This is a genomic window from Enterobacter sp. MGH 37 (genome assembly GCF_000534515.1).
GTDB classification, from domain to species: Bacteria; Pseudomonadota; Gammaproteobacteria; order Enterobacterales; family Enterobacteriaceae; genus Enterobacter; species Enterobacter kobei.
In genome coordinates this window covers 1,525,265-1,547,096 of the sequence record NZ_KI973205.1, presented here as the reverse complement: position 1 = coordinate 1,547,096, position 21,832 = coordinate 1,525,265, and the positions used below count along the sequence as shown (strand labels likewise).

At 55.5% G+C, this 21,832-nt stretch carries 16 protein-coding genes; 4 read left to right on the top strand and 12 right to left on the bottom strand.

Going from position 1 to position 21,832, the window contains the following annotated elements:
• Positions 1–55: 55 nt before the first annotated feature.
• Positions 56–2,158: an elongation factor G gene (gene fusA, locus L383_RS16340; protein ID WP_023330482.1), complete on the top strand. Its 2,103-nt coding sequence runs from the start codon at positions 56–58 to the stop codon at positions 2,156–2,158.
• Between the two features lie 55 nt (positions 2,159–2,213).
• Here the strand turns inward: fusA and L383_RS16345 are convergent, their stop codons facing one another.
• The 3 genes from L383_RS16345 to L383_RS16355 form a co-directional block, all read right to left on the bottom strand.
• Positions 2,214–2,639, bottom strand: coding sequence for a DUF3828 domain-containing protein (locus L383_RS16345; RefSeq protein ID WP_014883927.1), 426 nt, complete (start codon positions 2,637–2,639; stop codon positions 2,214–2,216).
• A complete protein-coding gene (locus tag L383_RS16350) occupies positions 2,639–3,001 on the bottom strand; it encodes a hypothetical protein (protein ID WP_023330481.1) in 363 nt (120 codons plus the stop codon). The genes L383_RS16345 and L383_RS16350 overlap by 1 nt, the downstream gene beginning before the upstream one ends.
• Positions 3,002–3,127: 126 nt before the next feature.
• Entirely contained in the window at positions 3,128–3,700 is a 573-nt protein-coding gene (locus L383_RS16355) for a flavin reductase family protein (RefSeq protein ID WP_023330480.1), read from the bottom strand.
• Positions 3,701–3,807: 107 nt separating this feature from the next.
• Here L383_RS16355 and nhoA point away from each other — a divergent pair, with 107 nt between their 5' ends.
• A complete protein-coding gene (gene nhoA / locus L383_RS16360) occupies positions 3,808–4,653 on the top strand; it encodes an N-hydroxyarylamine O-acetyltransferase (RefSeq protein ID WP_023330479.1) in 846 nt (281 codons plus the stop codon).
• 276 nt (positions 4,654–4,929) lie between these two features.
• Here the strand turns inward: nhoA and narI are convergent, their stop codons facing one another.
• The 6 genes from narI to L383_RS16390 form a co-directional block, all read right to left on the bottom strand.
• Positions 4,930–5,610, bottom strand: a complete 681-nt coding sequence (gene narI / locus L383_RS16365; protein ID WP_023330478.1) for a respiratory nitrate reductase subunit gamma — start codon at positions 5,608–5,610, stop codon at positions 4,930–4,932.
• Positions 5,607–6,302 carry a nitrate reductase molybdenum cofactor assembly chaperone gene (gene narW, locus L383_RS16370; RefSeq protein ID WP_014883922.1) on the bottom strand — a complete coding sequence of 232 codons (696 nt, stop codon included), beginning with the start codon at positions 6,300–6,302 and terminating at the stop codon, positions 5,607–5,609. Before narW ends, narI begins: the two co-directional genes overlap by 4 nt.
• Positions 6,302–7,846 carry a nitrate reductase subunit beta gene (gene narH, locus L383_RS16375; RefSeq protein WP_023330477.1) on the bottom strand — a complete coding sequence of 515 codons (1,545 nt, stop codon included), beginning with the start codon at positions 7,844–7,846 and terminating at the stop codon, positions 6,302–6,304. The genes narW and narH overlap by 1 nt, the downstream gene beginning before the upstream one ends.
• Positions 7,843–11,583 carry a nitrate reductase subunit alpha gene (locus L383_RS16380; RefSeq protein ID WP_023330476.1) on the bottom strand — a complete coding sequence of 1,247 codons (3,741 nt, stop codon included), beginning with the start codon at positions 11,581–11,583 and terminating at the stop codon, positions 7,843–7,845. Before L383_RS16380 ends, narH begins: the two co-directional genes overlap by 4 nt.
• 67 nt (positions 11,584–11,650) lie before the next feature.
• A complete protein-coding gene (locus tag L383_RS16385) occupies positions 11,651–13,036 on the bottom strand; it encodes a NarK family nitrate/nitrite MFS transporter (protein ID WP_014883919.1) in 1,386 nt (461 codons plus the stop codon).
• 209 nt (positions 13,037–13,245) lie between these two features.
• Complete coding sequence (locus tag L383_RS16390; RefSeq protein WP_023330474.1) at positions 13,246–13,821, bottom strand: TetR family transcriptional regulator; 576 nt, start codon at positions 13,819–13,821, stop codon at positions 13,246–13,248.
• 116 nt (positions 13,822–13,937) lie between these two features.
• Here L383_RS16390 and L383_RS16395 point away from each other — a divergent pair, with 116 nt between their 5' ends.
• A complete protein-coding gene (locus tag L383_RS16395) occupies positions 13,938–15,425 on the top strand; it encodes an MFS transporter (protein WP_014883917.1) in 1,488 nt (495 codons plus the stop codon).
• Positions 15,426–15,459: 34 nt separating this feature from the next.
• Here L383_RS16395 and L383_RS16400 read toward each other — a convergent pair whose 3' ends face one another.
• From L383_RS16400 to yddG, 3 genes are all read right to left on the bottom strand, one after another.
• Positions 15,460–15,900, bottom strand: coding sequence for a GFA family protein (locus tag L383_RS16400; RefSeq protein ID WP_014883916.1), 441 nt, complete (start codon positions 15,898–15,900; stop codon positions 15,460–15,462).
• Between the two features lie 77 nt (positions 15,901–15,977).
• Positions 15,978–17,060, bottom strand: coding sequence for a porin OmpC (gene ompC, locus L383_RS16405; protein WP_014883915.1), 1,083 nt, complete (start codon positions 17,058–17,060; stop codon positions 15,978–15,980).
• A gap of 621 nt (positions 17,061–17,681) precedes the next feature.
• On the bottom strand, positions 17,682–18,560 hold the full coding sequence (gene yddG / locus L383_RS16410) for an aromatic amino acid DMT transporter YddG (RefSeq protein ID WP_014883914.1): 879 nt from the start codon (positions 18,558–18,560) through the stop codon (positions 17,682–17,684).
• Positions 18,561–18,781: 221 nt separating this feature from the next.
• Between yddG and fdnG the strand changes: the two genes are divergently transcribed.
• Positions 18,782–21,829, top strand: coding sequence for a formate dehydrogenase-N subunit alpha (fdnG, locus tag L383_RS16420; protein ID WP_094166623.1), 3,048 nt, complete (start codon positions 18,782–18,784; stop codon positions 21,827–21,829).
• The last annotated feature ends 3 nt before the right edge of the window (positions 21,830–21,832 follow it).

The window sequence follows — 21,832 nt, the reverse complement described above, 5'->3', positions numbered from 1 at the left end:
AATACACGACCATCCCGGTCGTCACAGACAAGTCAGAAAGACTTAAGGAAATAGTATGCCCCGACCCATCCCTCTCGAACGTTATCGCAACATCGGTATCTCCGCGCATATCGATGCCGGTAAAACAACCACCACTGAGCGCATCCTGTTTTATACCGGGATGAGCCATAAGCTGGGTGAAGTACACGATGGAGCGGCAACCACTGACTGGATGGCGCAGGAGCAAGAGCGCGGGATCACGATTACCTCCGCGGCGGTCAGCTGCTTCTGGCCAGGCATGGACAGAGGGTTTGAACCGCACCGGATCAACATCATCGACACCCCGGGGCACGTGGATTTCACCATTGAGGTCGAACGTTCCATGCGCGTGCTCGACGGCGCGGTCATGGTGTATGACTCCGTGGGTGGCGTGCAGCCACAGTCGGAAACCGTCTGGCGTCAGGCGAACAAATACAAAGTTCCTCGCATTGCGTTTGTTAACAAAATGGACCGTCCGGGGGCCGATTTCTTCCGCGTGGTGCGGATGATGCAGGAACGCCTGAAGGCCAACCCGGTGCCGATTGTGATTCCGGTTGGCGCGGAAGAGCACTTCACTGGCGTGGTGGATCTCATCAAGATGCGCACCATTTTGTGGGACGATGCCACTCAGGGCATGGTGTTTACCTATGCACCCGTGCCGGACGATCTCGTCAGTACCGCCCAGGAATGGCGGGAAAAAATGGTCTCAGCCGCGGCGGAAGCCAGCGATGAGCTGATGGATAAGTACCTTGAAACGGGAGATCTGACGGAAGCGGACATGATTAAAGGCCTGCGTATCCGCACCATTTCTGGCGAAATCCAACCGATGCTGTGCGGCAGCGCGTTCAAAAACAAAGGCGTGCAGCGCATGCTTGATGCGGTGATTGAGCTGATGCCGTCCCCGCTGGACGTGCCGGCCATTGATGGCGTGGATGAAAAAGGGCAGCACGCGGAGCGTCATCCTAGCGATGATGAGCCGTTCTCCGCCCTGGCATTCAAGCTGATGAGCGACCCGTATGTCGGGCAACTGACCTTTATCCGCGTTTACTCTGGCGTGCTGCGTAAAGGTGATGCGGTCTATAACCCGGTGAAAGGAAAAAAAGAGCGCATCGGGCGTATCGTGCTGATGCACGCCAACGACCGTCACGAGGTGGATGAACTGCGCGCCGGGGACATCGCGGCCTGCGTTGGGCTGAAAGACGTGACCACGGGTGATACGCTCACCGACCCGAACGCCGTTATCACGCTTGAACGCATGGAGTTCCCGGATCCGGTTATCTCGCTGGCAATCGAGCCGAAAACCAAAGGCGATCAGGAGAAAATGGGGATTGCGCTGCAGCGTCTGGCAGCGGAAGATCCATCGTTCCGTCTGCATACTGACGAAGAGTCCGGTCAGACCATTATTTCCGGAATGGGTGAGTTACACCTGGAGATTATCGTCGACCGTATGAAGCGTGAGTTTGGCGTCGAGGCGAACATTGGTCGTCCACAGGTGACCTACCGTGAAACCCTGCGTAAGGCGGTGAAGGATATCGAAGGTAAGTTTGTCCGTCAGTCCGGTGGTAAAGGGCAGTATGGCCATGTTGTTCTGAGCCTGGAGCCGACAGAACCTGGCAGTGGCTTTACGTTTGAGGATGCGACCAAGGGCGGCGTGGTGCCACGCGAGTATATCCCGTCCGTTGAGAAAGGGCTGCGGGAGGCCATGAACAGCGGTGTGCTGGCGGGCTATCCGGTTGTCGATGTTAAAGCGACGCTGACGTTTGGCTCGTACCACGATGTCGACTCGTCTGAGATGGCGTTCCGCATGGCGGCAATCCTTGGTTTCAAAGAGGGCGCTCGCAGGGCGGATCCGGTGATTCTTGAGCCGATCATGCACGTGGAGGTGGAAACACCGGAAGAGTACGCCGGTAACATCATGGGCGATCTCTCCTCCCGACGCGGCATGGTGCAGGGCATGGAAGAGCAGTACGGCAGCCAGATTATCCGCGCTGACGTGCCGCTGGCCGAGATGTTTGGCTACGCCACGACATTACGCTCGATGTCCCAGGGACGCGCGACGTATACGATGGAGTTCCATCATTTTGCGGAAGCACCGCGGAATGTTGCGGATGAGATTATTTCGAAGCGCGCGAAGAGTTAATGAAGTGCACATGGTAGTCCCTGGGCTACCATGTGTCTTTTCCTTGTATCATCTTTTACTTAATCAGCGTTGCCGATCGGATTTTCCATTTACCTTTCTCCTGAACGAGACAATCTGCCACAACGTGATCTTGTTTTTTACCAAACGCGATATAAACGTTTGTGCAAACCGCATCAAACTCAGAATGCAAGACGGTGATCTGATTCCAGTCTTCGTCCCAATCCTGAGACTTGATGAACATATCCGCATCGGGCATATCTTTTTCGTTGCTGTCGCCTGAGTACATTTTTTTAATTGCTGCAATTGTTCCTGAGGTAACGTAATCATTCATGATGTCGGGATTCAGTACTGGCGGTTTATTCTGATTTAACTGCGCGATATACCACTGATTGAATTTAAGCGCAGCCTGTTCCGGTGCAGAGATGCTCTCTGCGACCGCGAAAGGAGACAGGGCGAAAAGAACAAAGAAGAGTATTTTCATTAGTCGTGCCTGAACAGTTCATAATGGGGTTGCATAGTACGGTATGCTTGCCCTGGATACAGGGTGCGTTGTATGAAATCGCTAATCCACTGCTGACCATCGTATATGCAAACGTGCCCGCTATCGTGACCAACAATATTCTGAATAACGGCTACGTCTCCGGCGTGGGGTTGATCATACACTAAGCGGAAACCCGCATTGACCAATGTCCGTCCCATATCTTTTGCCAGACGCGTATTGGGAATCTTTAATCTCCCACCCATTCTGATTGCTTCGGTGACGTAGTGAGCGCAATAACCCGTGCTCTTCGGTTGTGCGTGTGATTTCGCATAGGAGATTGCGCCTTCTTTATTCCATGACATTGATATTTCCTCAATAAGAGTTTGCATCCGCAGCAACTCCAGAAATATCCTCCGATTTACAGGATTATGATAAACATAAAATGTCATAGAAAATTATTATAATTTAATGCAATGACATTGATGAATTCAATCCAGAGCCTTCACCATCTTCCCGCTCGTCACAAACGTCCCGGCCCCAAGATGATGCAGCGTATTCAGTTTATCCCCGTCAAACTGCCAGCGTCCGGCGACGAACGCGCGCTCATCTGCTGCCGCCGAAACCACTTCGCCAAACAATGTGTCATATTTTTCCGCTGCGGAGGTAACGGGTAATAACCGGCACTCCATCCACGCCAGACATTTTTCTTCGATAACCGGCAGGCCGAGTTCAGGGCCGTTTACGACCGGAATGCCGTAGCAGTTGAATTTGTCCTCGTCGCGCCCGCTGACGCTGCCGACCGCGTAAGTCCAGTTGGCCGCCGCTACGCCGGGAATGACAATCCCAAACTTTCCGCTGCGCTCAATCAGCTCGCGCGACCAGGTACTTTTGTCCACCACGATAGCGATGCGCGGCGGTTCAAACTCCACGGGCATTGACCATGCGGCGGCCATCACGTTGCGTCTGTCGAGAGATTCGTCCCGACTGGTAATCAGTACGGTAGGACCGTGGTTCAGCAGGCGGCTGGCATGACGTAATTCAACAGGGCGAAAGTGGCTCATAGGATCTCCTCATCTACACGATGAGTATGGCGAAAAAGCACGTAAATCAAAATGAATGCGCAAAATTAGTTTATAAACAGAACATCACCCTCAAAGGAAACTGATGCATGTCCCCATTTCTGACTGGCTATTTCGCGCGTATCGGCTGGACGCAACCCACACGGGTAGATATCGATACCCTGCGCGAGCTGCATTTACACCACAACTGCGCCATTCCATTCGAAAATATTGATGTCGTCCTGCCGCGCGAAATTCATCTTGAAGATCAATGCCTGGAGGACAAACTGGTGACCGCGCGCCGTGGGGGATATTGCTTTGAGCAAAACGGCCTGTTTGAGCGAGTCTTGCGTGACGTCGGATTTACGGTGCGCAGCGTGCTCGGGCGCGTGGTCCTGGCGAATCCGTCGCAGATGCCGCCGCGTACGCACCGTCTGCTGCTGGTCGAGCTTAACGGTGAACGCTGGATTGCTGACGTTGGGTTTGGCGGCCAGACGCTGACGGCGCCGATTCGTCTGCTGGCTAACGAAGAACAGGAAACGCCGCACGGGCAGTATCGTCTGCTGAGCGAGGGGAACGACTGGGTGCTGCAGTTCCGCCATCATGAACACTGGCAGTCGATGTATCACTTTGACCTGACGACGCAATATTTCAGTGATTATGTGATGGGGAACTTCTGGTCGGCGCACTGGCCGCAATCGCATTTCCGCCATCATCTGTTGATGTGCCGCCATCTGCCGGACGGCGGTAAGCTGACGCTGACCAACTTCAACTTCACCCACTGGCAGAATGGCCATGTGGAGGAGCAGATCCATTTGCCGGATGCAGAGGCGCTGTATCAGCTGATGCAGTCGCGGTTTGGTCTTGGGGTTGACGATCCGAAGCACGGCTTTACACTAGCAGAATTGACGGCGGTGATGGCGGGGTTTGATACGCATCCGCAGGCAGGAAAATAGGGGATAGCGTACCGTGCACGCGGGGCCCTCTACCAAAGGCTGAGGGATCCCCACAAAATAATACCCGCACAGACCACCCCCTCTCCCTTGAGGGAGAGGGTTGGGGTGAGGGGGAACATACGGCTCTGGTGGTCATTCCGTTCACTTTATGTTCCTTGCTACTCTGTAACGACATGCCCGGTGAACGTGCAAGGGTGGCTCAATCGCCACTTCGCGGTGCCCTCAAAAACGGCAATGAAGATTGCCGTTTTACGTTTACCTCGCCACCCGACACACTCAGCGGCGCGATCTCACCACCTGATACCGCCGGGTAAAATACTCAAACGGCGCACTCCAGACGTGGACCAGGCGGGTGAACGGGAAGATAAGGAAGATCGTCATCCCCAGCACCAGATGTACGCGGAAGATCGGAGCCACGCCGCTTAACATTTCCGACGAGCCGCCCTTAAACGTCACGATCCCCTGTGCCCAGCCGACCAGCTTCATCATCTCGCTTCCGTCCGGATACTGAGCGGAGAACGGAATGGTCGACAGCCCAAGAATGCACTGGATCAGCAGGAGACTCATGATGATGATATCCGGCGTGGTGGACGTTGCACGCACGCGCTGGTTGAACAGGCGGCGGATCAGCAGCATTGACCCACCGATGAGTGTCAGCACGCCGCAAATCCCGCCCGCAATCATAGCCAACTGCTGTTTAACCGCGACGGGCAAAAACCAGGCATACATCCAGTGCGGGGTTAACATGCCGAACAGGTGGCCGAAGAAAATCCCCAGGATCCCGATGTGAAACAGGTTAGAGGCCCAGTTCATACCGCGTTTGCTGAGCATCTGGCTCGACGAGGCGCGCCAGGTGTACTGCCCGTAGTCGTAACGCAGCCAGCTGCCGAGGAAAAAAACGGTGGCGCAGATGTAGGGGTAAATGTCATAGAAAAACACGTTCAGGTAATGTGTCATTTTGGGCCTCCGGCACTGACGTCCACGTACTGCGGCGCGACGTCCTGGCTAAAGCGTCGTTGATAGTGCTGCATCGGCGAGCTGTCGCACGATGTGGCGTTGTCTTCGATAAACTTCACCTGTTCCTCTTCCCACACGGCATCCAGCGCCTGGCGGGTGTCGTCGCGTTTCTCGCCTGACACCTGTTGAGTGACACTGTCACTTGAAAGGCGGCTTCCGGCGAGGGCGAGCAGGGCGTCAAACAGCTGATAATGCGCCACGCCGCGCTGTTTCAGACGACCGCCAACCAGGGCGAGGATTGGCGCGACGTTCTGCAATCCCTCACGCGCTTCGTCGTCGGTTACGATGCTGAGATATTCCAGATAGAGCGGCAGGTAATCCGGTAGTTCACGGCAGTCCAGCACCAGGCCCGCTTTTTCATACTGACTCATCAGGTCAACCATCGCCTGGCCGCGATCGCGGGATTCGGCGTGAACGTGCTCGAACAGCAGCAGCGAAGTCGCGCGCCCGCGTTCGAACACTTCACACCACTCGGCCTGTTTATCCAGCAGCGGGGCGCTCAGGTGCTGTCGGGCAAACGGCAGCAGCATGGGCGCGTCCTGCGCAATCAACGAGAGCGCTTCATCACGGTTCTCCCACAGCGTGTCATCGGGATACTCAATCAACAGCGCGACGATCTTGAGGATCTGCATTATTCTCCCTCCCCATGTTCGCGCACCTCGGTAATGTTGATGGCATCGATGCGGCTGCTGTTGAAGAGGTTGAATTTGGTGTCGGAGCCGTGGCAACCGTCACCAAAGGTGAAGCCGCAGCCGTTTTTCTCCGGGAACGCGTCGCGCGCCATTTCACGGTGGCTGGTGGGGATCACGAAGCGATCTTCGTAATTCGCAATAGCCAGATAGCGGTACATCTCCTCAACCTGCGCTTCGGTCAGGCCGACTTCTTCGATGGCGCGAGTATCGGTCACGCCTTCCACGGTCTGGGAGCGTTTGTAGTGGCGCATCGCCATCATGCGTTTCAGAGCTCGCAGCACCGGGCCTGGGTCACCTGCGCTAAGCATATTTGCCAGATACTGCACCGGGATGCGCAGGCTTTCGACAGCAGGCAGTACGCCATCACTCTGCGGCAGGCCGCCGGCATCCGCGTAGGACTGAATCGGTGACAGCGGTGGCACGTACCAGACCATCGGCAGGGTGCGGTATTCCGGGTGCAGCGGCAGAGCCAGCTTCCAGTCCATCGCCATTTTATAAACAGGCGATTTTTGCGCTGCCTCAATGACGTTCGCCGGAATACCCTGTTTCAGCGCTTCTTCGATGACCGCCGGATCGTGCGGATTCAGGAACACGTCGCACTGACGTTCGTACAGATCGGTTTCGTGCTCGGTGCTGGCCGCTTTTTCAATGCGGTCCGCGTCGTACAGCAGCACGCCGAGATAGCGAATGCGCCCGACGCAGGTTTCTGAGCAAACGGTCGGCTGGCCGGACTCAATGCGCGGGTAGCAGAAGATGCATTTCTCGGATTTACCGCTCTTCCAGTTGAAGTAGATTTTCTTGTACGGGCAACCGCTGATACACAGACGCCAGCCGCGGCACTTGTCCTGGTCAATCAGCACAATGCCGTCCTCTTCGCGCTTGTAGATGGCACCGCTCGGGCAGGTGGCGACGCAGCTCGGGTTCAGACAGTGCTCGCACAGGCGCGGCAGGTACATCATGAAGGTATTTTCAAACTGGCCGTACATCTCCTTCTGGATCTTCTGAAAGTTGCGGTCGCGGGCGCGCTTTTCGAACTCACCGCCCAGCAGCTCCTCCCAGTTAGGCCCCCAAACGATTTTATCCATCCGCTTGCCGTCAATCAGCGAGCGAGGGCGGGCGGTAGGGAGATGATCCCCCTCCGGGGCGCGATGCAGGTCCAGATAATCAAAGGTGAAGGGTTCATAGTAATCGTCAATTTGCGGCAGAACAGGGTTAGCGAAAATTTTCGACAGAACGCCCATTTTGCCGCCGAGACGCGGGGTCAGTTTGCCGTGGATCCCTCGGATCCAGCCGCCTTGCCACTCATCCTGGTCTTCCCAGTTTTTTGGATAGCCAATGCCCGGCTTGGTTTCGACGTTGTTGAACCACGCATATTCCATGCCTTCACGCCCGGTCCAGACGTTCTTACAGGTGACCGAGCAGGTGTGGCAGCCGATGCATTTATCGAGATTCAGAACCATGCCAACCTGTGAGCGTATTTTCATTTTTTCGTCTCCTGTACCTGATCCCGACCTTCGCCATCCAGCCAGTTAATGTTTTTCATTTTGCGGATCATGATGAATTCGTCGCGGTTCGAGCCGACGGTGCCGTAATAGTTAAAGCTGTACGCCAGCTGCGCATAGCCGCCGATCATGTGCGTCGGTTTCGGGCAGACGCGGGTAACGGAGTTGTGGATCCCCCCGCGACGGCCGGTCACTTCAGAGCCCGGAATGTTCAGAATGCGCTCCTGAGCGTGGTACATCATGGTCATGCCCGGCGGCACGCGCTGGCTGACTACCGCGCGGGCGGTGAGGGCGCCGTTAGCGTTAAAGGCTTCGATCCAGTCGTTGTCCTCAATGCCCAGCTCACGCGCGTCGGTCTCGCTTATCCAGACAATCGGCCCGCCGCGCGACAGGGTCTGCATCAGGAGGTTTTCGCTGTAGGTGGAGTGAATGCCCCATTTCTGATGCGGCGTCAGGAAGTTAAGCGCTTTTTCCGGGAAGCCGTTCGGCGGGATCTCGCGCATATGGCTCACGCTACGGGTATCAATCGGCGGACGGTAGGCCACCAGACTCTCCCCGAAAGCACGCATCCACGGGTGATCCTGATACAGCTGCTGACGACCGGAAAGGGTGCGCCAGGGGATGAGCTCATGAACGTTGGTATAACCCGCGTTATAGGAGACGTGCTCGCTCTCAAGACCGGACCAGGTAGGGCTGGAGATGATTTTGCGCGGCTGCGCCTGGATGTCGCGGAAGCGAATTTTCTCGTCTTCTTTGTTCAGCGCCAGATGCGTGTGGTCACGTCCGGTCAACTCCCCAAGCGCTTGCCAGGCCTTAACCGCCACCTGACCGTTGGTTTCCGGCGCGAGGGCGAGGATCACCTCTGAAGCGTCAATGGCGGTTTCAATCCGCGGACGACCTTTTGCCGGGCCGTCGGGCTTGACGTAATTGAGCTTGCCGAGGAAATCGACCTCGTTCTGAGTATTCCACGATATGCCTTTTCCGCCGTTACCGAGCTTGTCCATCAGAGGGCCAAGAGACGTAAAGCGCTCGTAAGTTTCCGGGTAGTTTCGCTCAACGACCGCAATGTTTGGCGCGGTTTTGCCGGGGATCAAATCGCATTCACCTTTGCGCCAGTCCTGGATATCAAACGGCTGAGAGAGTTCCGCCGGAGAGTCGTGCTGCAACGGTTGCAGAACCACGTCGGTTTCGTTGCCCAGGTGACCGACGCACACCTCGGAGAAGACCCTGGCGATGCCTTTGTAGATCTCCCAGTCGCTGCGCGATTCCCACGCCGGATCGACGGCGGCGGAGAGCGGGTGAATAAACGGGTGCATGTCCGAGGTATTCATATCGTCTTTTTCGTACCAGGTGGCAGTCGGCAGGACGATATCGGAGAACAGACAGGTGCTGGACATGCGGAAGTCGAGCGTCACCAGCAGATCGAGCTTGCCCTCGATGGCAGCAGTTTGCCATTCGACCTCTTCAGGCTTCACGTCGTCTGTGGAACCCAAATCTTCACCCTGAATGCCGCTCTCGGTGCCGAGCAGGTATTTCAGCATGTACTCGTGACCTTTCCCGGACGAGCCAAGCAGGTTAGAGCGCCAGACAAACAGGTTACGCGGGTGGTTCTTGCCGTTATCGGGTTGCTCGCAGGCGAAGCGAACGTCACCCGATTTTAGCCCCTGAACGGTGTAGTCCTGCGGCGTCATGCCCGCCGCATCGGCACGTGCCTTAATGTGCAACGGGTTCAGGTTGAGCTGCGGCGCCGAGGGCAACCAGCCCATGCGCTCGGCGCGAACGTTGAAGTCGATCAGGTGCCCGGTGAATTGGGTGGCATCCGCCAGCGGGGAGAGGAGCTCCTGCGCAGTCAGCTTCTCATAGCGCCACTGGCTGGCGTGGTTGTAAAAGAATGACGTGCTGTTCATCTGACGTGGCGGGCGGTTCCAGTCCAGCGCAAAGGCCAGCGGCAGCCAGCCGGTTTGCGGACGCAGTTTCTCCTGGCCCACATAGTGCGACCAGCCGCCACCGCTCTGCCCGACGCAGCCGCAGAAGACCAGCATGTTGATCATCCCGCGGTAGTTCATGTCCATGTGGTACCAGTGATTCACCCCGGCACCGAGGATAATCATCGACCGCCCGTGCGTTTTGTGCGCCGTGTCGGCAAACTCGCGGGCGATTTTTTCAATCAGATACGCGGGTACGCCGGTGATCTGCTCTCCCCATGCGGGAGTGTAGGCTTTGATCTGGTCATAGCTGTCTGCGGCGTTACTGTCCTGCAGACCACGATCGAGGCCGTAGTTCGCCAGCACCAGATCGTAAACGCTGACTACCCGTTTCTCGCGACCGTCGGCGAGCGTCAGGGTTTTGCTCGGCACGCGGCGCGTCAGCACCGGCTCCTGCTTCACGCTGCGAAAATGCGGGTTCTCATTACCGCCAAAGTAGGGGAAGGCGACATCTGCGACGCTATCGTGCGTAATCAGCAGGGAGAGGGTCAGCTCGCTTTCATGGCCTGCCGCCCGGGGCTCCAGGTTCCATTTGCCTTTTTCTCCCCAGCGGAAGCCGATGGAACCGTTTGGCACCACCAGATTCCCGGCAATATCAAAGGCGACCGTTTTCCATTCAGGATTATTGGCTTCACCCAGCCCGTCGACAAGGTCTGAGGCCCGCAGCATCCGCCCCGGTACGACGCGACCATCGGCCTGTTCGTCCAGCAGGACCAGCATCGGCATGTCGGTGTAGCGGCGGCAGTAGTTGAGGAAGTAGTCGCTCGGGTTATCGAGGTGGAACTCTTTAAGGATCACATGGCCCATTGCCATGGCGAGGGCGCTGTCGGTGCCCTGTTTAGGCGCCAGCCACTGGTCGCTCAGCTTCGCGACTTCCGAGAAGTCCGGCGTAATGGCGACGGTTTTGGTGCCTTTGTAGCGCACCTCGGTGAAAAAGTGGGCGTCCGGGGTACGCGTCTGCGGCACGTTCGAGCCCCAGGCAATGATGTAGCTGGAGTTATACCAGTCTGCGGACTCCGGCACATCGGTCTGCTCCCCCCAGGTCATTGGGGAGGCCGGAGGCAGATCGCAGTACCAGTCGTAAAAGCTAAGGCAGGTGCCGCCCAGCAGCGAGAGATAGCGGGTCCCGGCGGCGTAAGAGACCATCGACATCGCCGGGATAGGGGAAAAACCGGCGACGCGATCGGGGCCATAATTTTTGATGGTCCAGACGTTGGCGGCGGCAATCAGCTGGTTCAGCTCTTTCCAGTTTGAGCGGATAAAACCGCCTTTTCCGCGCGCTTTCCTGTAGCTCTGCGCTTTCTGCGGATCGTTCTGAATGGCATCCCAGGCCAGCACCGGATCGGTATGCTGCGCCAGCCCTTCTCGCCAGAGTTCAATTAACCTGCGGCGCACCAGCGGATATTTGAGTCGGTTGGCGCTGTAGAGATACCAGGAATAGCTTGCGCCACGCGGGCAGCCGCGCGGTTCGTGGTTGGGCAGGTCAGGGCGGGTGCGTGGATAGTCGGTTTGCTGGGTTTCCCAGGTCACCAGGCCATTTTTGACATAAATCTTCCAGCTACAGGAGCCGGTACAGTTCACGCCGTGGGTGGAGCGCACAATCTTGTCGAACTGCCAGCGCTGACGATAGCTGTCCTCCCAGTCGCGGTTGGTGTGATACACCTGTCCGTGCCCATCGGCGAAACTGTCGCCTTTAGTTTTGAAGTAACGAAAGCGGTCCAACAGTTTGCTCATGACATTTCTCCTGCTTCGATAGCATGGCCGGAGGGGGTTGCATCCCGCTCCGGCAAAGAGGTCGTTATTATTTTTGTGACGATTTGCGGCCGTACACCAGCCAGGTGACAAGGACACAGACGATGTAAAACACGAGGAACACTTTCATGGCCCCGACCGGCGATCCGGTCATCGCCAGCGAGGTGCCAAACGCTTTGGGAATGAAGAAGCCGCCCACGGCGCCGATGGCAGAGATAAAGCCCAGCGCGGCCGCTGTTTCGGTCACCGCTTCATGCTGCGCCTGCTCGTCCGTGCCGCCCTGCTTTTTGACGCGGTCGAGGGTAATTTGGCGGAAAATAATCGCAATCATCTGGAAGGTGGAGCCGCTGCCCAGCCCGGCAGTGAGGAACAGCCCCATAAACACCAGATAGAAGGCGAAGAAACTGCCTGAACCGGAACCCGGAAGCGTCAGGAAAATCAGGGCGCTAAAAATCGCCATAAAGACGAAGTTGATCAGCGTCACCCGCACGCCGCCCAGTTTGTCGGAGATCATCCCGCCCGCCGAGCGGGCCAGCGCGCCAATCAGGGGACCAAAGAAGGCAAGGTGCAGGATGTTCACGTCCGGAAACTGGGTTTTCGACAGCATGGCAAAGCCCGCCGAGAAACCGATAAACGAGCCGAAGGTCGCCAGATAGAGCAGGCTTAGCAGCCAGAGGTGAAAGCGTTTCAGGACCGGAAGCTGGCTGGCGATGGAGGCCTTTGAGCTGGCAATATCGTTCATGCCAAAAAACGCCGCAATGGTTGCCAGCAGCAGGAGGGGGGCCCAGATCCAGGCCGCGTTTGCCAGCCACATCGTCGAGCCATCCTCCTGTGGCACGCCGTGCACCCCGAGGAAGGTGAACATCGGGAGGAAAATGACCAGCGGCGCAACCAGCTGCATCACGCTGACGCCCAGGTTGCCCAGCCCGCCGTTGATGCCCAGCGCGCTGCCCTGTCTGGATTTCGGGAAGAAAAAGCTGATGTTGCCCATGCTCGATGCGAAGTTAGCGCCAGCAAAACCGCAGAGCAGGGCGATGATGATAAAGATCCAGTACGGCGTCGCGGGGTTTTGAATGGCAATTCCCAGCCACACGCAGGGGATAATCAGGATGACGGTACTCAATACCGTCCAGTAACGCCCACCGAATATCGGTACCATAAATGAGTAGGGGACGCGCAATATCGCACCGGAGAGAGAAGGTAATGCTGTTAGCATAAAAAGCTGATCGGTGGTGAAATTAAATCCGACTTTATTCAGGTTGACGGCGATGGCGCTAAATAACATCCAGACGCAAAACGCTAATAGCAGGCAAGCCACAGAAATCCATAGATTTCTTCGTGCGATATGTTTTCCTTTATTCTCCCAGAATTGCGCGTTTTCAGGTTTCCAGTTACTCAACAGATGGGGATTATTCTTTTCACTTTGTTGCGACATAGCGCCCTCTTGCTTACCTTAATGGAAAGAAAAAAGAAGTAAAAACAAAAAGATGAGTGAGAATTTGCTGTTGGATTTATTGGATGTTTTGGGATACATCTGAAAGGATAGATAAAAAAGGGCGCCCCTGAGGTGAGAATGGAAATTGCGGAGCGCTTAATATGTTACCAATTGTAAGTGTTGCGGGAATTAATACTCCGGAAGGAGTATTAAAACAATTCCAGCGTGATAAGTTTGTCGAGATGTTTATTTAGCGCCGCATCGTCCGTTTCCGGCATATTTAATACGGTGATCCCATCCAGGCCGCAAACCAGCCCTATCAAACGCCAGGCAATATTTTCCGCCCTATCGGTGAGTGTGAATGCCCTTGCTTCCGCCCCGGCACGGATAATAACCACCGTCTCGTGATGCCACATCTCCATGGTCAGGACATAAGCCGCTTTGATCTCGGGATCCCGGCTGGCGAGAATTTGCGCTTCCCGCCACAGGCGGATATAAGGCTCAAACTTACCGTCGTCGCTGCCGAGCATGCTGTGCAACCGTTCCCGCCAGGTGGCACGTTCATCCGCTACGTCGGCATCTAATAGTTCGCGGATCAGGCGAACGAATGCCAGCGATTTCAACTCACCGCCGGAGGCAAAGTGGTGATGCACCTGCCCGGTAGCGACGCCCGCTTCAGTCGCAATGCGCCGCACCGTCATCGCCGCCAGCCCCTCGGCGAGCGCCACGCGCATGGCGGCCTGTAAGATTGCTTCCCGCCGTTCATCCTTGCTCAGATATCGCATGTTTACTCACTCTCAATGGGAATGAAACGAGTGTAACAAAAAGCTGGACACTCGTTCAACTTTACGTAGGATCGCATTCTGGACATGTGTCCATGTTTAAAATGAAAAGGAAATTTATGTTTCGTCAGTGGTTAGCGTTAGTGATTATCGTGCTGGTTTATATCCCGGTCGCGATCGACGCGACGGTGCTGCACGTGGCGGCGCCGACATTGAGCATGACGCTGGGCGCCAGCGGTAACGAATTACTGTGGATTATCGACATCTACTCGCTGGTGATGGCGGGTATGGTGCTGCCGATGGGCGCACTCGGTGACCGCATGGGGTTTAAACGATTGTTAATGATCGGCAGCATGCTGTTTGGGGTGTCGTCCCTGGCGGCAGCCTTTGCGCCGTCAGCCGGGTGGCTGATTGCGGCGCGCGCCTCGCTGGCAATCGGTGCGGCAATGATCATTCCGGCCACGCTGGCCGGGATCCGCACGCTGTTTACCGACGCGCGGGATCGTAATATCGCGCTTGGCGTCTGGGCGGCCGTGGGTTCAGGTGGGGCGGCATTTGGTCCGCTGATTGGCGGTATCCTGCTTGAGCATTTCTACTGGGGATCGGTGTTTTTAATCAACGTCCCGATCGTGCTGGTGGTGGTGTCGCTGGCCGCGCGTTTTGTACCCCGTCAACAGGGGCGTCCTGAGCAGCCGCTGAATATCAGCCATGCCATCATGTTGATTGTGGCGATCCTGCTGCTGGTCTACAGCGCCAAAACCGCGTTGAAAGGCGTGCTGTCGCCGTGGCTGGTAGCCTGTACGTTGCTTACCGGGGCGGTGATGCTGTTGATTTTCGTGCGTATTCAACTGCGCGCCCGCGTGCCAATGATCGACATGCGCCTGTTTTGTCACCGCATCATTCTCAGCGGTGTGGTGATGGCGATGACGGCGATGATCGCGCTGGTGGGCTTTGAGCTGCTGATGGCGCAGGAATTACAATTCGTTCACGGCTTTACGCCATTCGAAGCCGGCATGTTTATGCTTCCGGTCATGGTGGCGAGCGGGTTTAGCGGGCCGATCGCCGGAGTACTGGTGGGGCGTCTGGGGCTACGCATTGTCGCTGCGGGTGGCATGGGGCTCAGCGCGGTCAGTTTCATCGGCCTCTCGATGCTCGATTTCAGCACGCAGCAGTGGCAGGCGTGGAGCCTGATGGTGCTGTTGGGCTTCAGTGCCGCCAGCGCGCTGCTGGCCTCGACCTCTGCAATCATGGCCGCCGCGCCGAAAGAAAAGGCCGCCGCTGCCGGGGCGATCGAAACCATGTCTTATGAACTGGGGGCCGGGCTTGGGATCGCTATTTTTGGTCTGCTGCTGACCCGCAGTTTCTCTGCGTCGATTGATTTGCCGCATGGGCTGAATGCGTCTCTCGTCGACAAAGCCTCGTCATCCATCGGCGAGGCGATGAAGGTGGCGCAGGATCTCACGCCAGCACTGGCGGCTTCGGTGACGGAGGCGGCGAAAAGTGCGTTTATTACCTCCCACAGCGTGGCGCTGGGGAGTGCGGGGGGCATGCTGTTGCTGCTGGCGGCAGGAATGTGGTTTAGCCTGGCGAAGGTGCCAAAGCAGTAAACAAGCCTGGTGCGCAGGCTGGCCGGGCAGCAGTTTACGGCGTTAGCAGGCAGTGTTCATCTCGTGCTTCTATTTCTGAACCGCTATAGCGTGCGTATTGCCCGGTCAGGCCAAAAAACGCGGGTTGGGTTTCAGTATAGATTTCTGCTGCAAGTACCAGCCGGCGTCGTTCATCTTCGCTCATCTCAAGCAGCGTCCAGGGAATAAAATAGCGCGCCGTTGCGGTCAGTTTGAACCACAGCGGGCAGCCGCAGCCTGGACAAAACCAGCGTTCTCCGCGTGCGGATGAGGCGAAATGAGACGGAGCAATGGAATCTTGCTCCACAAGCGGCTCGCCCTGCGTCTCAAGATACATGGCAATGCCGCCTGACCACTTCTGGCATTGCGTACAGTGACAGGCATATACATCAAAATGGTTGAGGCTCACGCTGAACTGACTCATTCCGCATAAGCAGCGTCCTTTAAACAGGTGCATGGCGTTCTCCTTTTTGACGCCAGAAATCCGTATAAAAAAAGCCAGCCACATGGGCTGGCTTTTTAGCGTGACAAATCTTAGAACTGGTAGGTCAGGCCGACAGCAACGATGTTGTCGGTAGCAACGCCAGTTGCTTTGGTGAAGCTGTTGTCGTCAACCAGGTTGATTTTGTAATCAACATAGGTAGACATGTTTTTGTTGAAGTAGTAGCTCGCGCCAACGTCAACGTATTCAACCAGATCCTGGTCGCCGTATGAACCCAGATCTTTACCTTTGGATTTCAGGTAAGCGATGGATGGACGCAGACCGAAGTCGAACTGATACTGAGCAACAACTTCGAAGTTCTGAGCTCTGTTCGCGATATAACCGTCACCGAAGTTGGTCATGTTGCGGGTTTCAGAGTAGGTGGTTGCCAGGTAGATGTTGTTCGCATCGTATTTCAGACCAGCAGCCCAAACTTCTGCGTTTTCACCGCCAGCGTTAACGGTATTGGCTACGCGACCTGCAGCAACCTGACGGTCAGTACGGTCAGATTTCGCGTAGGTGGCACCGACAGCGAAGCCGTCCATTTCATAGGTAGAAGACAGACCCCAGCCGTCACCGTTCGCTTCGGTGATGTTACGGTCATCGTTTTTACCCTGGTACTGAGCAGCGAAGTTCAGACCGTCAACCAGACCGAAGAAGTCGGTGTTACGGTAGGTTGCAACGCCAGTCGTACGGCCAGTCATAAAGCCATCAGTCTGCGTCCAGGTATCACCACCGAACTCTGGCAGAACGTCAGTCCATGCGCCGATGTCGTAAGCAACACCGTAGTTACGACCGTAGTCGAAAGAACCGAATTCGTTGAATTTCAGACCTGCGAAGGCCAGACGCGTTTTGCTGCCGTCAGTGCCCTGGGATTCAGAACGGTTGCCTTTGAACTCATATTCCCACTGGCCGTAACCGGTCAGCTGATCGTTGATCTGAGTTTCACCTTTGAAGCCCAGACGAACGTAAGTTTTGTCGCCGTCGTTGCCAGCGTCATCAGAGAAATAGTGCAGACCTGTTACTTTACCGTACAGATCCAGCTTGTTACCGTCTTTGTTATAAACTTCAGCCGCGTTTACAACGCCTGCTGCCAACATGGAAGTCACTGCCACTGCAACTAATTTAAGTTTCATCTTAAATATTCCTTATAATTTTCTTAGGTATTTCCTGAGCCACTTTGAACGAGTTTTAAACGAGGCTGCTCGTCAATGGCACGTTATTTTTAAAAATCTTGTAGTCCTCTTTCAATAATAAGTTTCAAAATATTAATAATAATTTCATTTAGTGTGATCAAGATCGGATAAATGGCCTAAAAATAGCCTGAAATGATGAGTATTTAATCAATTTTGGGTGGGGTTTATTTTCGTCAATATAGTTTCATTGGGTTGTTATAAAATATGTTAATTATCGGTAATGCCGTTCTTTTGGTTGAGGTGGTAGAGTGTATTTAACCGAAAAAGGCGGCCTTGCGCCCTTAATTGCACGAAAATTCCGTTGATTAGACAGAAACACACAGAAACATACTATTGCACTTTGTGCTATTAATATTGTGAGTATTTGGCGGCAATTAATCACATGGCGGTGTCAGTTTATGTCAATATCAAGAGACGCAAATTTACGACAAGTGGGTAATATAAACAGAAGTTAAACGCGTGCTCTACCGAACTGGAGAATAGCGTAACGCGCGTCCAAATATTAAATTTATGTTAATTTTTTGCTGTCGGGATGAATATTACCCGACAGTTGATTCGGAATTATTTTTTAGTGGCGTACCAGCAAAGCAATGACCCGACGCAGACCATCAGCGCGCCTTGCCAGAACGAGAAAGAGAGGGGGGAACTCAGCAGCACGGCGGCAAGCGCGGCAGAGAGTACGGGAGTAAAATAGGATACGGCGGCCAGCACCGTGACGTTACCGTGCAAAATGCCAACATTCCAGGCGGCATAACCTAACCCTAGCGACACACCACACATAACGAGTTTCACGACAACCGGAACAGTGAAGACCATTTCCGGCTGATCGCTCAGCGCATATTTCACCCACAGGCTCAGTGCCGTCAGCAAAACAAACAGCGTAATGCCGTTTTGCCCGTTAGCAAATTTACGGGTTACCGTGCAGTAGGCCGCCCAGATAAATGCCCCGGCAAAAGCCAGCGTATAGCTGAGAGGATTCGATACAATATTGCGCATTATTTCATCAGAGTGTAATCCTTGCTCACCCCCTAATACCCAACATACACCGAGCAGTGCAAGGATTAAGCCGGGGATAACCCACAGCGTTGATTTTTGTCCGTTGAACAAAATAGCAAAGACGATCGTCAGGCTCGGCCAGAGATAATTGACCATCCCCACTTCAATGGCCTGCGCTCGCGTGGCGGCATAGCCTAACGACAGGGCAAGGCAAATTTCGTAACTGACAAAAAGTACGCTGCCGGCAATAAGATACCTGGGTGAAAAGCGTTTAATATCAGGAAATCCCACCGTTACCAGACACAATAATCCGCTGAGGGTGTATATCATCGCCGCACCGCCGACGGGCCCCAGCCCCTCACTCACGCTACGAATCAGGCCCACCATTGTGCTCCACAACAGAATCGCTGCCAGCCCGATAAGCGTTGCTCTCTTTCTGTCCATTACGTCTTCATCGCTAAAAAAATCAAAGGAAAAAGATATAGCATTAATCCTGACGCTGTTGCGAATTATTCTCGCATGTGTTTAACCCTAAAGGATTATTTGAAGGCGCGAGCGGTGACCATTAAGAGGGCGAAGTCACGCGACCTTGATTTGACGCAAAAAAAAAAGGGGTTTTGCTGTTAGTTTGCGGCGCGAAGTCTTATTTGAACACGAGGACAACAATGGACGTCAGCCGCAGACAATTTTTTAAAATCTGCGCGGGCGGTATGGCCGGAACAACAGCCGCTATGCTGGGATTCACTCCTAAAATGGCGCTGGCTCAGGCACGCAACTATAAACTGCTGCGCGCGAAAGAGATCCGTAACACCTGCACATACTGCTCCGTGGGTTGTGGGCTTTTGATGTACAGCCTGGGTGATGGCGCGAAGAACGCCAGAGAAGCGATTTATCATATTGAAGGGGACCCGGATCATCCGGTGAGCCGTGGGGCGTTATGCCCGAAAGGCGCGGGTCTGCTGGACTACGTTCACAGCGAAAACCGCCTGCGTTATCCGGAATACCGTGCGCCAGGTTCGGACAAATGGCAGCGTATTTCCTGGGATGAGGCCTTCTCCCGTATTGCAAAATTGATGAAAGCCGACCGCGACGCCAACTTTGTTGAAAAGAATGCAGAGGGGGTGACGGTCAACCGCTGGCTTTCCACCGGTATGTTATGTGCCTCTGCGGCCAGTAATGAAACCGGCATGCTGACGCAAAAATTTGTGCGCTCTCTCGGCATGCTGGCGGTTGATAACCAGGCGCGCGTCTGACACGGACCAACGGTAGCAAGTCTTGCTCCAACATTTGGTCGCGGTGCGATGACCAACCACTGGGTTGATATCAAAAACGCTAACGTCGTGGTGGTAATGGGCGGTAACGCCGCTGAAGCCCATCCAGTGGGATTCCGCTGGGCGATGGAAGCGAAAAACAACAACGATGCGACGCTGATCGTCGTCGATCCGCGCTTTACGCGCACGGCTTCGGTGGCCGATATCTATGCGCCGATCCGCTCCGGCACAGACATTACGTTCCTGTCCGGCGTACTGCTGTACCTGATCGAAAACAACAAAATTAACGCGGAATACGTTAAGCACTACACCAACGCAAACCTGCTGGTGCGGGATGACTTTGCCTTCGACGACGGGCTGTTCAGCGGCTATGACGCGGAAAAACGCCAGTACGACAAGTCCTCGTGGAACTATCAGTTCGACGAAAACGGCTATGCGATGCGCGATGAAACACTGACGCACCCGCGCTGCGTGTGGAACCTGCTGAAGCAGCATGTTTCCCGCTATACGCCGGACGTGGTGGAGAACATCTGCGGTACGCCGAAAGCGGACTTCCTGAAAGTGTGCGAAGTGCTGGCCTCCACCAGCGCGGCAGACAGAACAACGACCTTCCTGTATGCGCTGGGCTGGACGCAGCACACCGTGGGTGCGCAGAACATCCGCACCATGGCGATGATCCAGCTGCTGCTCGGCAACATGGGGATGGCAGGGGGCGGCGTAAATGCGCTGCGCGGTCACTCCAATATTCAGGGACTCACCGACCTCGGCCTGCTCTCCACCAGCCTGCCGGGTTACCTGACGCTGCCGTCGGAAAAGCAGGCAAATCTGCAAACGTATCTTGAGGCCAACACGCCAAAAGCGACGCTGCCGGATCAGGTGAACTACTGGAGCAACTATCCGAAGTTCTACGTCAGCCTGATGAAATCCTTCTACGGCGACGCGGCGCAGAAAGAGAACGACTGGGGCTTCGAGTGGCTGCCGAAGTGGGACCAGGCGTACGACGTCATTAAGTATTTCAACATGATGGATAAGGGTAACGTCACGGGGTATATCTGCCAGGGCTTTAACCCGGTAGCGTCCTTCCCGGACAAGAACAAAGTCGTTCGCAGCCTGAGCAAGCTGAAGTACATGGTCGTCATCGACCCGCTGGTGACCGAAACCTCGACCTTCTGGCAGAACCACGGTGAAGCGAACGATGTCGATCCGGCGTCGATTCAGACCGAGGTGTTCCGCCTGCCGTCCACCTGCTTTGCGGAAGAAGATGGCTCCATTGCGAACTCCGGTCGCTGGCTGCAGTGGCACTGGAAAGGCCAGGAGGCGCCGGGTGAAGCGCGGAATGACGGTGAGATCCTGGCCGGGATTTACCATCGTCTGCGCGAAATGTATCGCACCGAGGGCGGTAAAGGCGCTGAGCCGCTGCTGAAAATGCGCTGGAACTATAAGCAGCCGGATCGTCCAGAGTCAGAAGAAGTGGCAAAAGAGAACAACGGCGTTGCGCTGGCGGATATTTATGATGCCAACGGCAGCCTGGTGGCGAAAAAAGGCCAGCTGCTGAACAGCTTCGCGCTGTTGCGTGATGACGGTACCACGGCATCTTCCTGCTGGATCTACACCGGCAGCTGGACGGAGCAGGGTAACCAGATGGCGAACCGCGATAACGCCGACCCGTCCGGGCTGGGCAATACGCTGGGCTGGGCCTGGGCGTGGCCGCTGAACCGCCGCGTGCTGTATAACCGCGCCTCCGCCGACGTGAACGGCAAGCCGTGGGATCCAAAACGCATGCTGATCCAGTGGAACGGCTCAAAGTGGGCAGGGAATGATATCCCGGACTACAACACCGCCGCGCCGGGCAGCAATACCGGGCCGTTTATCATGCAGCCGGAAGGGCTGGGTCGCCTGTTTGCGCTCAACAAGCTGGCAGAAGGGCCATTCCCGGAACACTACGAGCCGATGGAAACGCCGCTCGGCACTAACCCGCTGCACCCGAACGTGGTCTCCAGCCCGGTGGTGCGGATCTATGAAGACGACGTATTGCGCTTAGGCAAAAAGGACAAATTCCCGTATGTGGGTACAACCTATCGCCTGACCGAGCATTTCCACACCTGGACCAAGCACGCGCGGCTTAACGCCATCGCCCAGCCGGAACAGTTTGTGGAGATAAGCGAAACGCTGGCGAAAGCGAAGGAGATTGCCAACGGTGACCGCGTGAAGGTGAGCAGCAAGCGTGGCTTTATCCGTGCGGTGGCGGTGGTGACCCGTCGTCTGCAGAGCCTGAACGTTCATGGTCAGCAGGTGGAGACGGTCGGTATTCCGCTGCACTGGGGCTTTGAAGGGGTGGCGCAGAAAGGCTACATCGCCAATACCCTGACGCCAAACGTTGGCGATTCCAACTCGCAAACGCCGGAGTACAAAGCGTTTCTGGTCAACATCGAGAAAGCGTAAGGA

What these genes read in the sequence shown, in the direction of transcription:
- fusA (WP_023330482.1), top strand. Translation starts at nt 56, where the DNA reads ATGCCCCGACCCATCCCTCTCGAACGTTATCGCAACATCGGTATCTCC.
- L383_RS16345 (WP_014883927.1), bottom strand. Translation starts at nt 2,639, where the DNA reads ATGAAAATACTCTTCTTTGTTCTTTTCGCCCTGTCTCCTTTCGCGGTC.
- L383_RS16350 (WP_023330481.1), bottom strand. Translation starts at nt 3,001, where the DNA reads ATGTCATGGAATAAAGAAGGCGCAATCTCCTATGCGAAATCACACGCA.
- L383_RS16355 (WP_023330480.1), bottom strand. Translation starts at nt 3,700, where the DNA reads ATGAGCCACTTTCGCCCTGTTGAATTACGTCATGCCAGCCGCCTGCTG.
- nhoA (WP_023330479.1), top strand. Translation starts at nt 3,808, where the DNA reads ATGTCCCCATTTCTGACTGGCTATTTCGCGCGTATCGGCTGGACGCAA.
- narI (WP_023330478.1), bottom strand. Translation starts at nt 5,610, where the DNA reads ATGACACATTACCTGAACGTGTTTTTCTATGACATTTACCCCTACATC.
- narW (WP_014883922.1), bottom strand. Translation starts at nt 6,302, where the DNA reads ATGCAGATCCTCAAGATCGTCGCGCTGTTGATTGAGTATCCCGATGAC.
- narH (WP_023330477.1), bottom strand. Translation starts at nt 7,846, where the DNA reads ATGAAAATACGCTCACAGGTTGGCATGGTTCTGAATCTCGATAAATGC.
- L383_RS16380 (WP_023330476.1), bottom strand. Translation starts at nt 11,583, where the DNA reads ATGAGCAAACTGTTGGACCGCTTTCGTTACTTCAAAACTAAAGGCGAC.
- L383_RS16385 (WP_014883919.1), bottom strand. Translation starts at nt 13,036, where the DNA reads ATGTCGCAACAAAGTGAAAAGAATAATCCCCATCTGTTGAGTAACTGG.
- L383_RS16390 (WP_023330474.1), bottom strand. Translation starts at nt 13,821, where the DNA reads ATGCGATATCTGAGCAAGGATGAACGGCGGGAAGCAATCTTACAGGCC.
- L383_RS16395 (WP_014883917.1), top strand. Translation starts at nt 13,938, where the DNA reads ATGTTTCGTCAGTGGTTAGCGTTAGTGATTATCGTGCTGGTTTATATC.
- L383_RS16400 (WP_014883916.1), bottom strand. Translation starts at nt 15,900, where the DNA reads ATGCACCTGTTTAAAGGACGCTGCTTATGCGGAATGAGTCAGTTCAGC.
- ompC (WP_014883915.1), bottom strand. Translation starts at nt 17,060, where the DNA reads ATGAAACTTAAATTAGTTGCAGTGGCAGTGACTTCCATGTTGGCAGCA.
- yddG (WP_014883914.1), bottom strand. Translation starts at nt 18,560, where the DNA reads ATGGACAGAAAGAGAGCAACGCTTATCGGGCTGGCAGCGATTCTGTTG.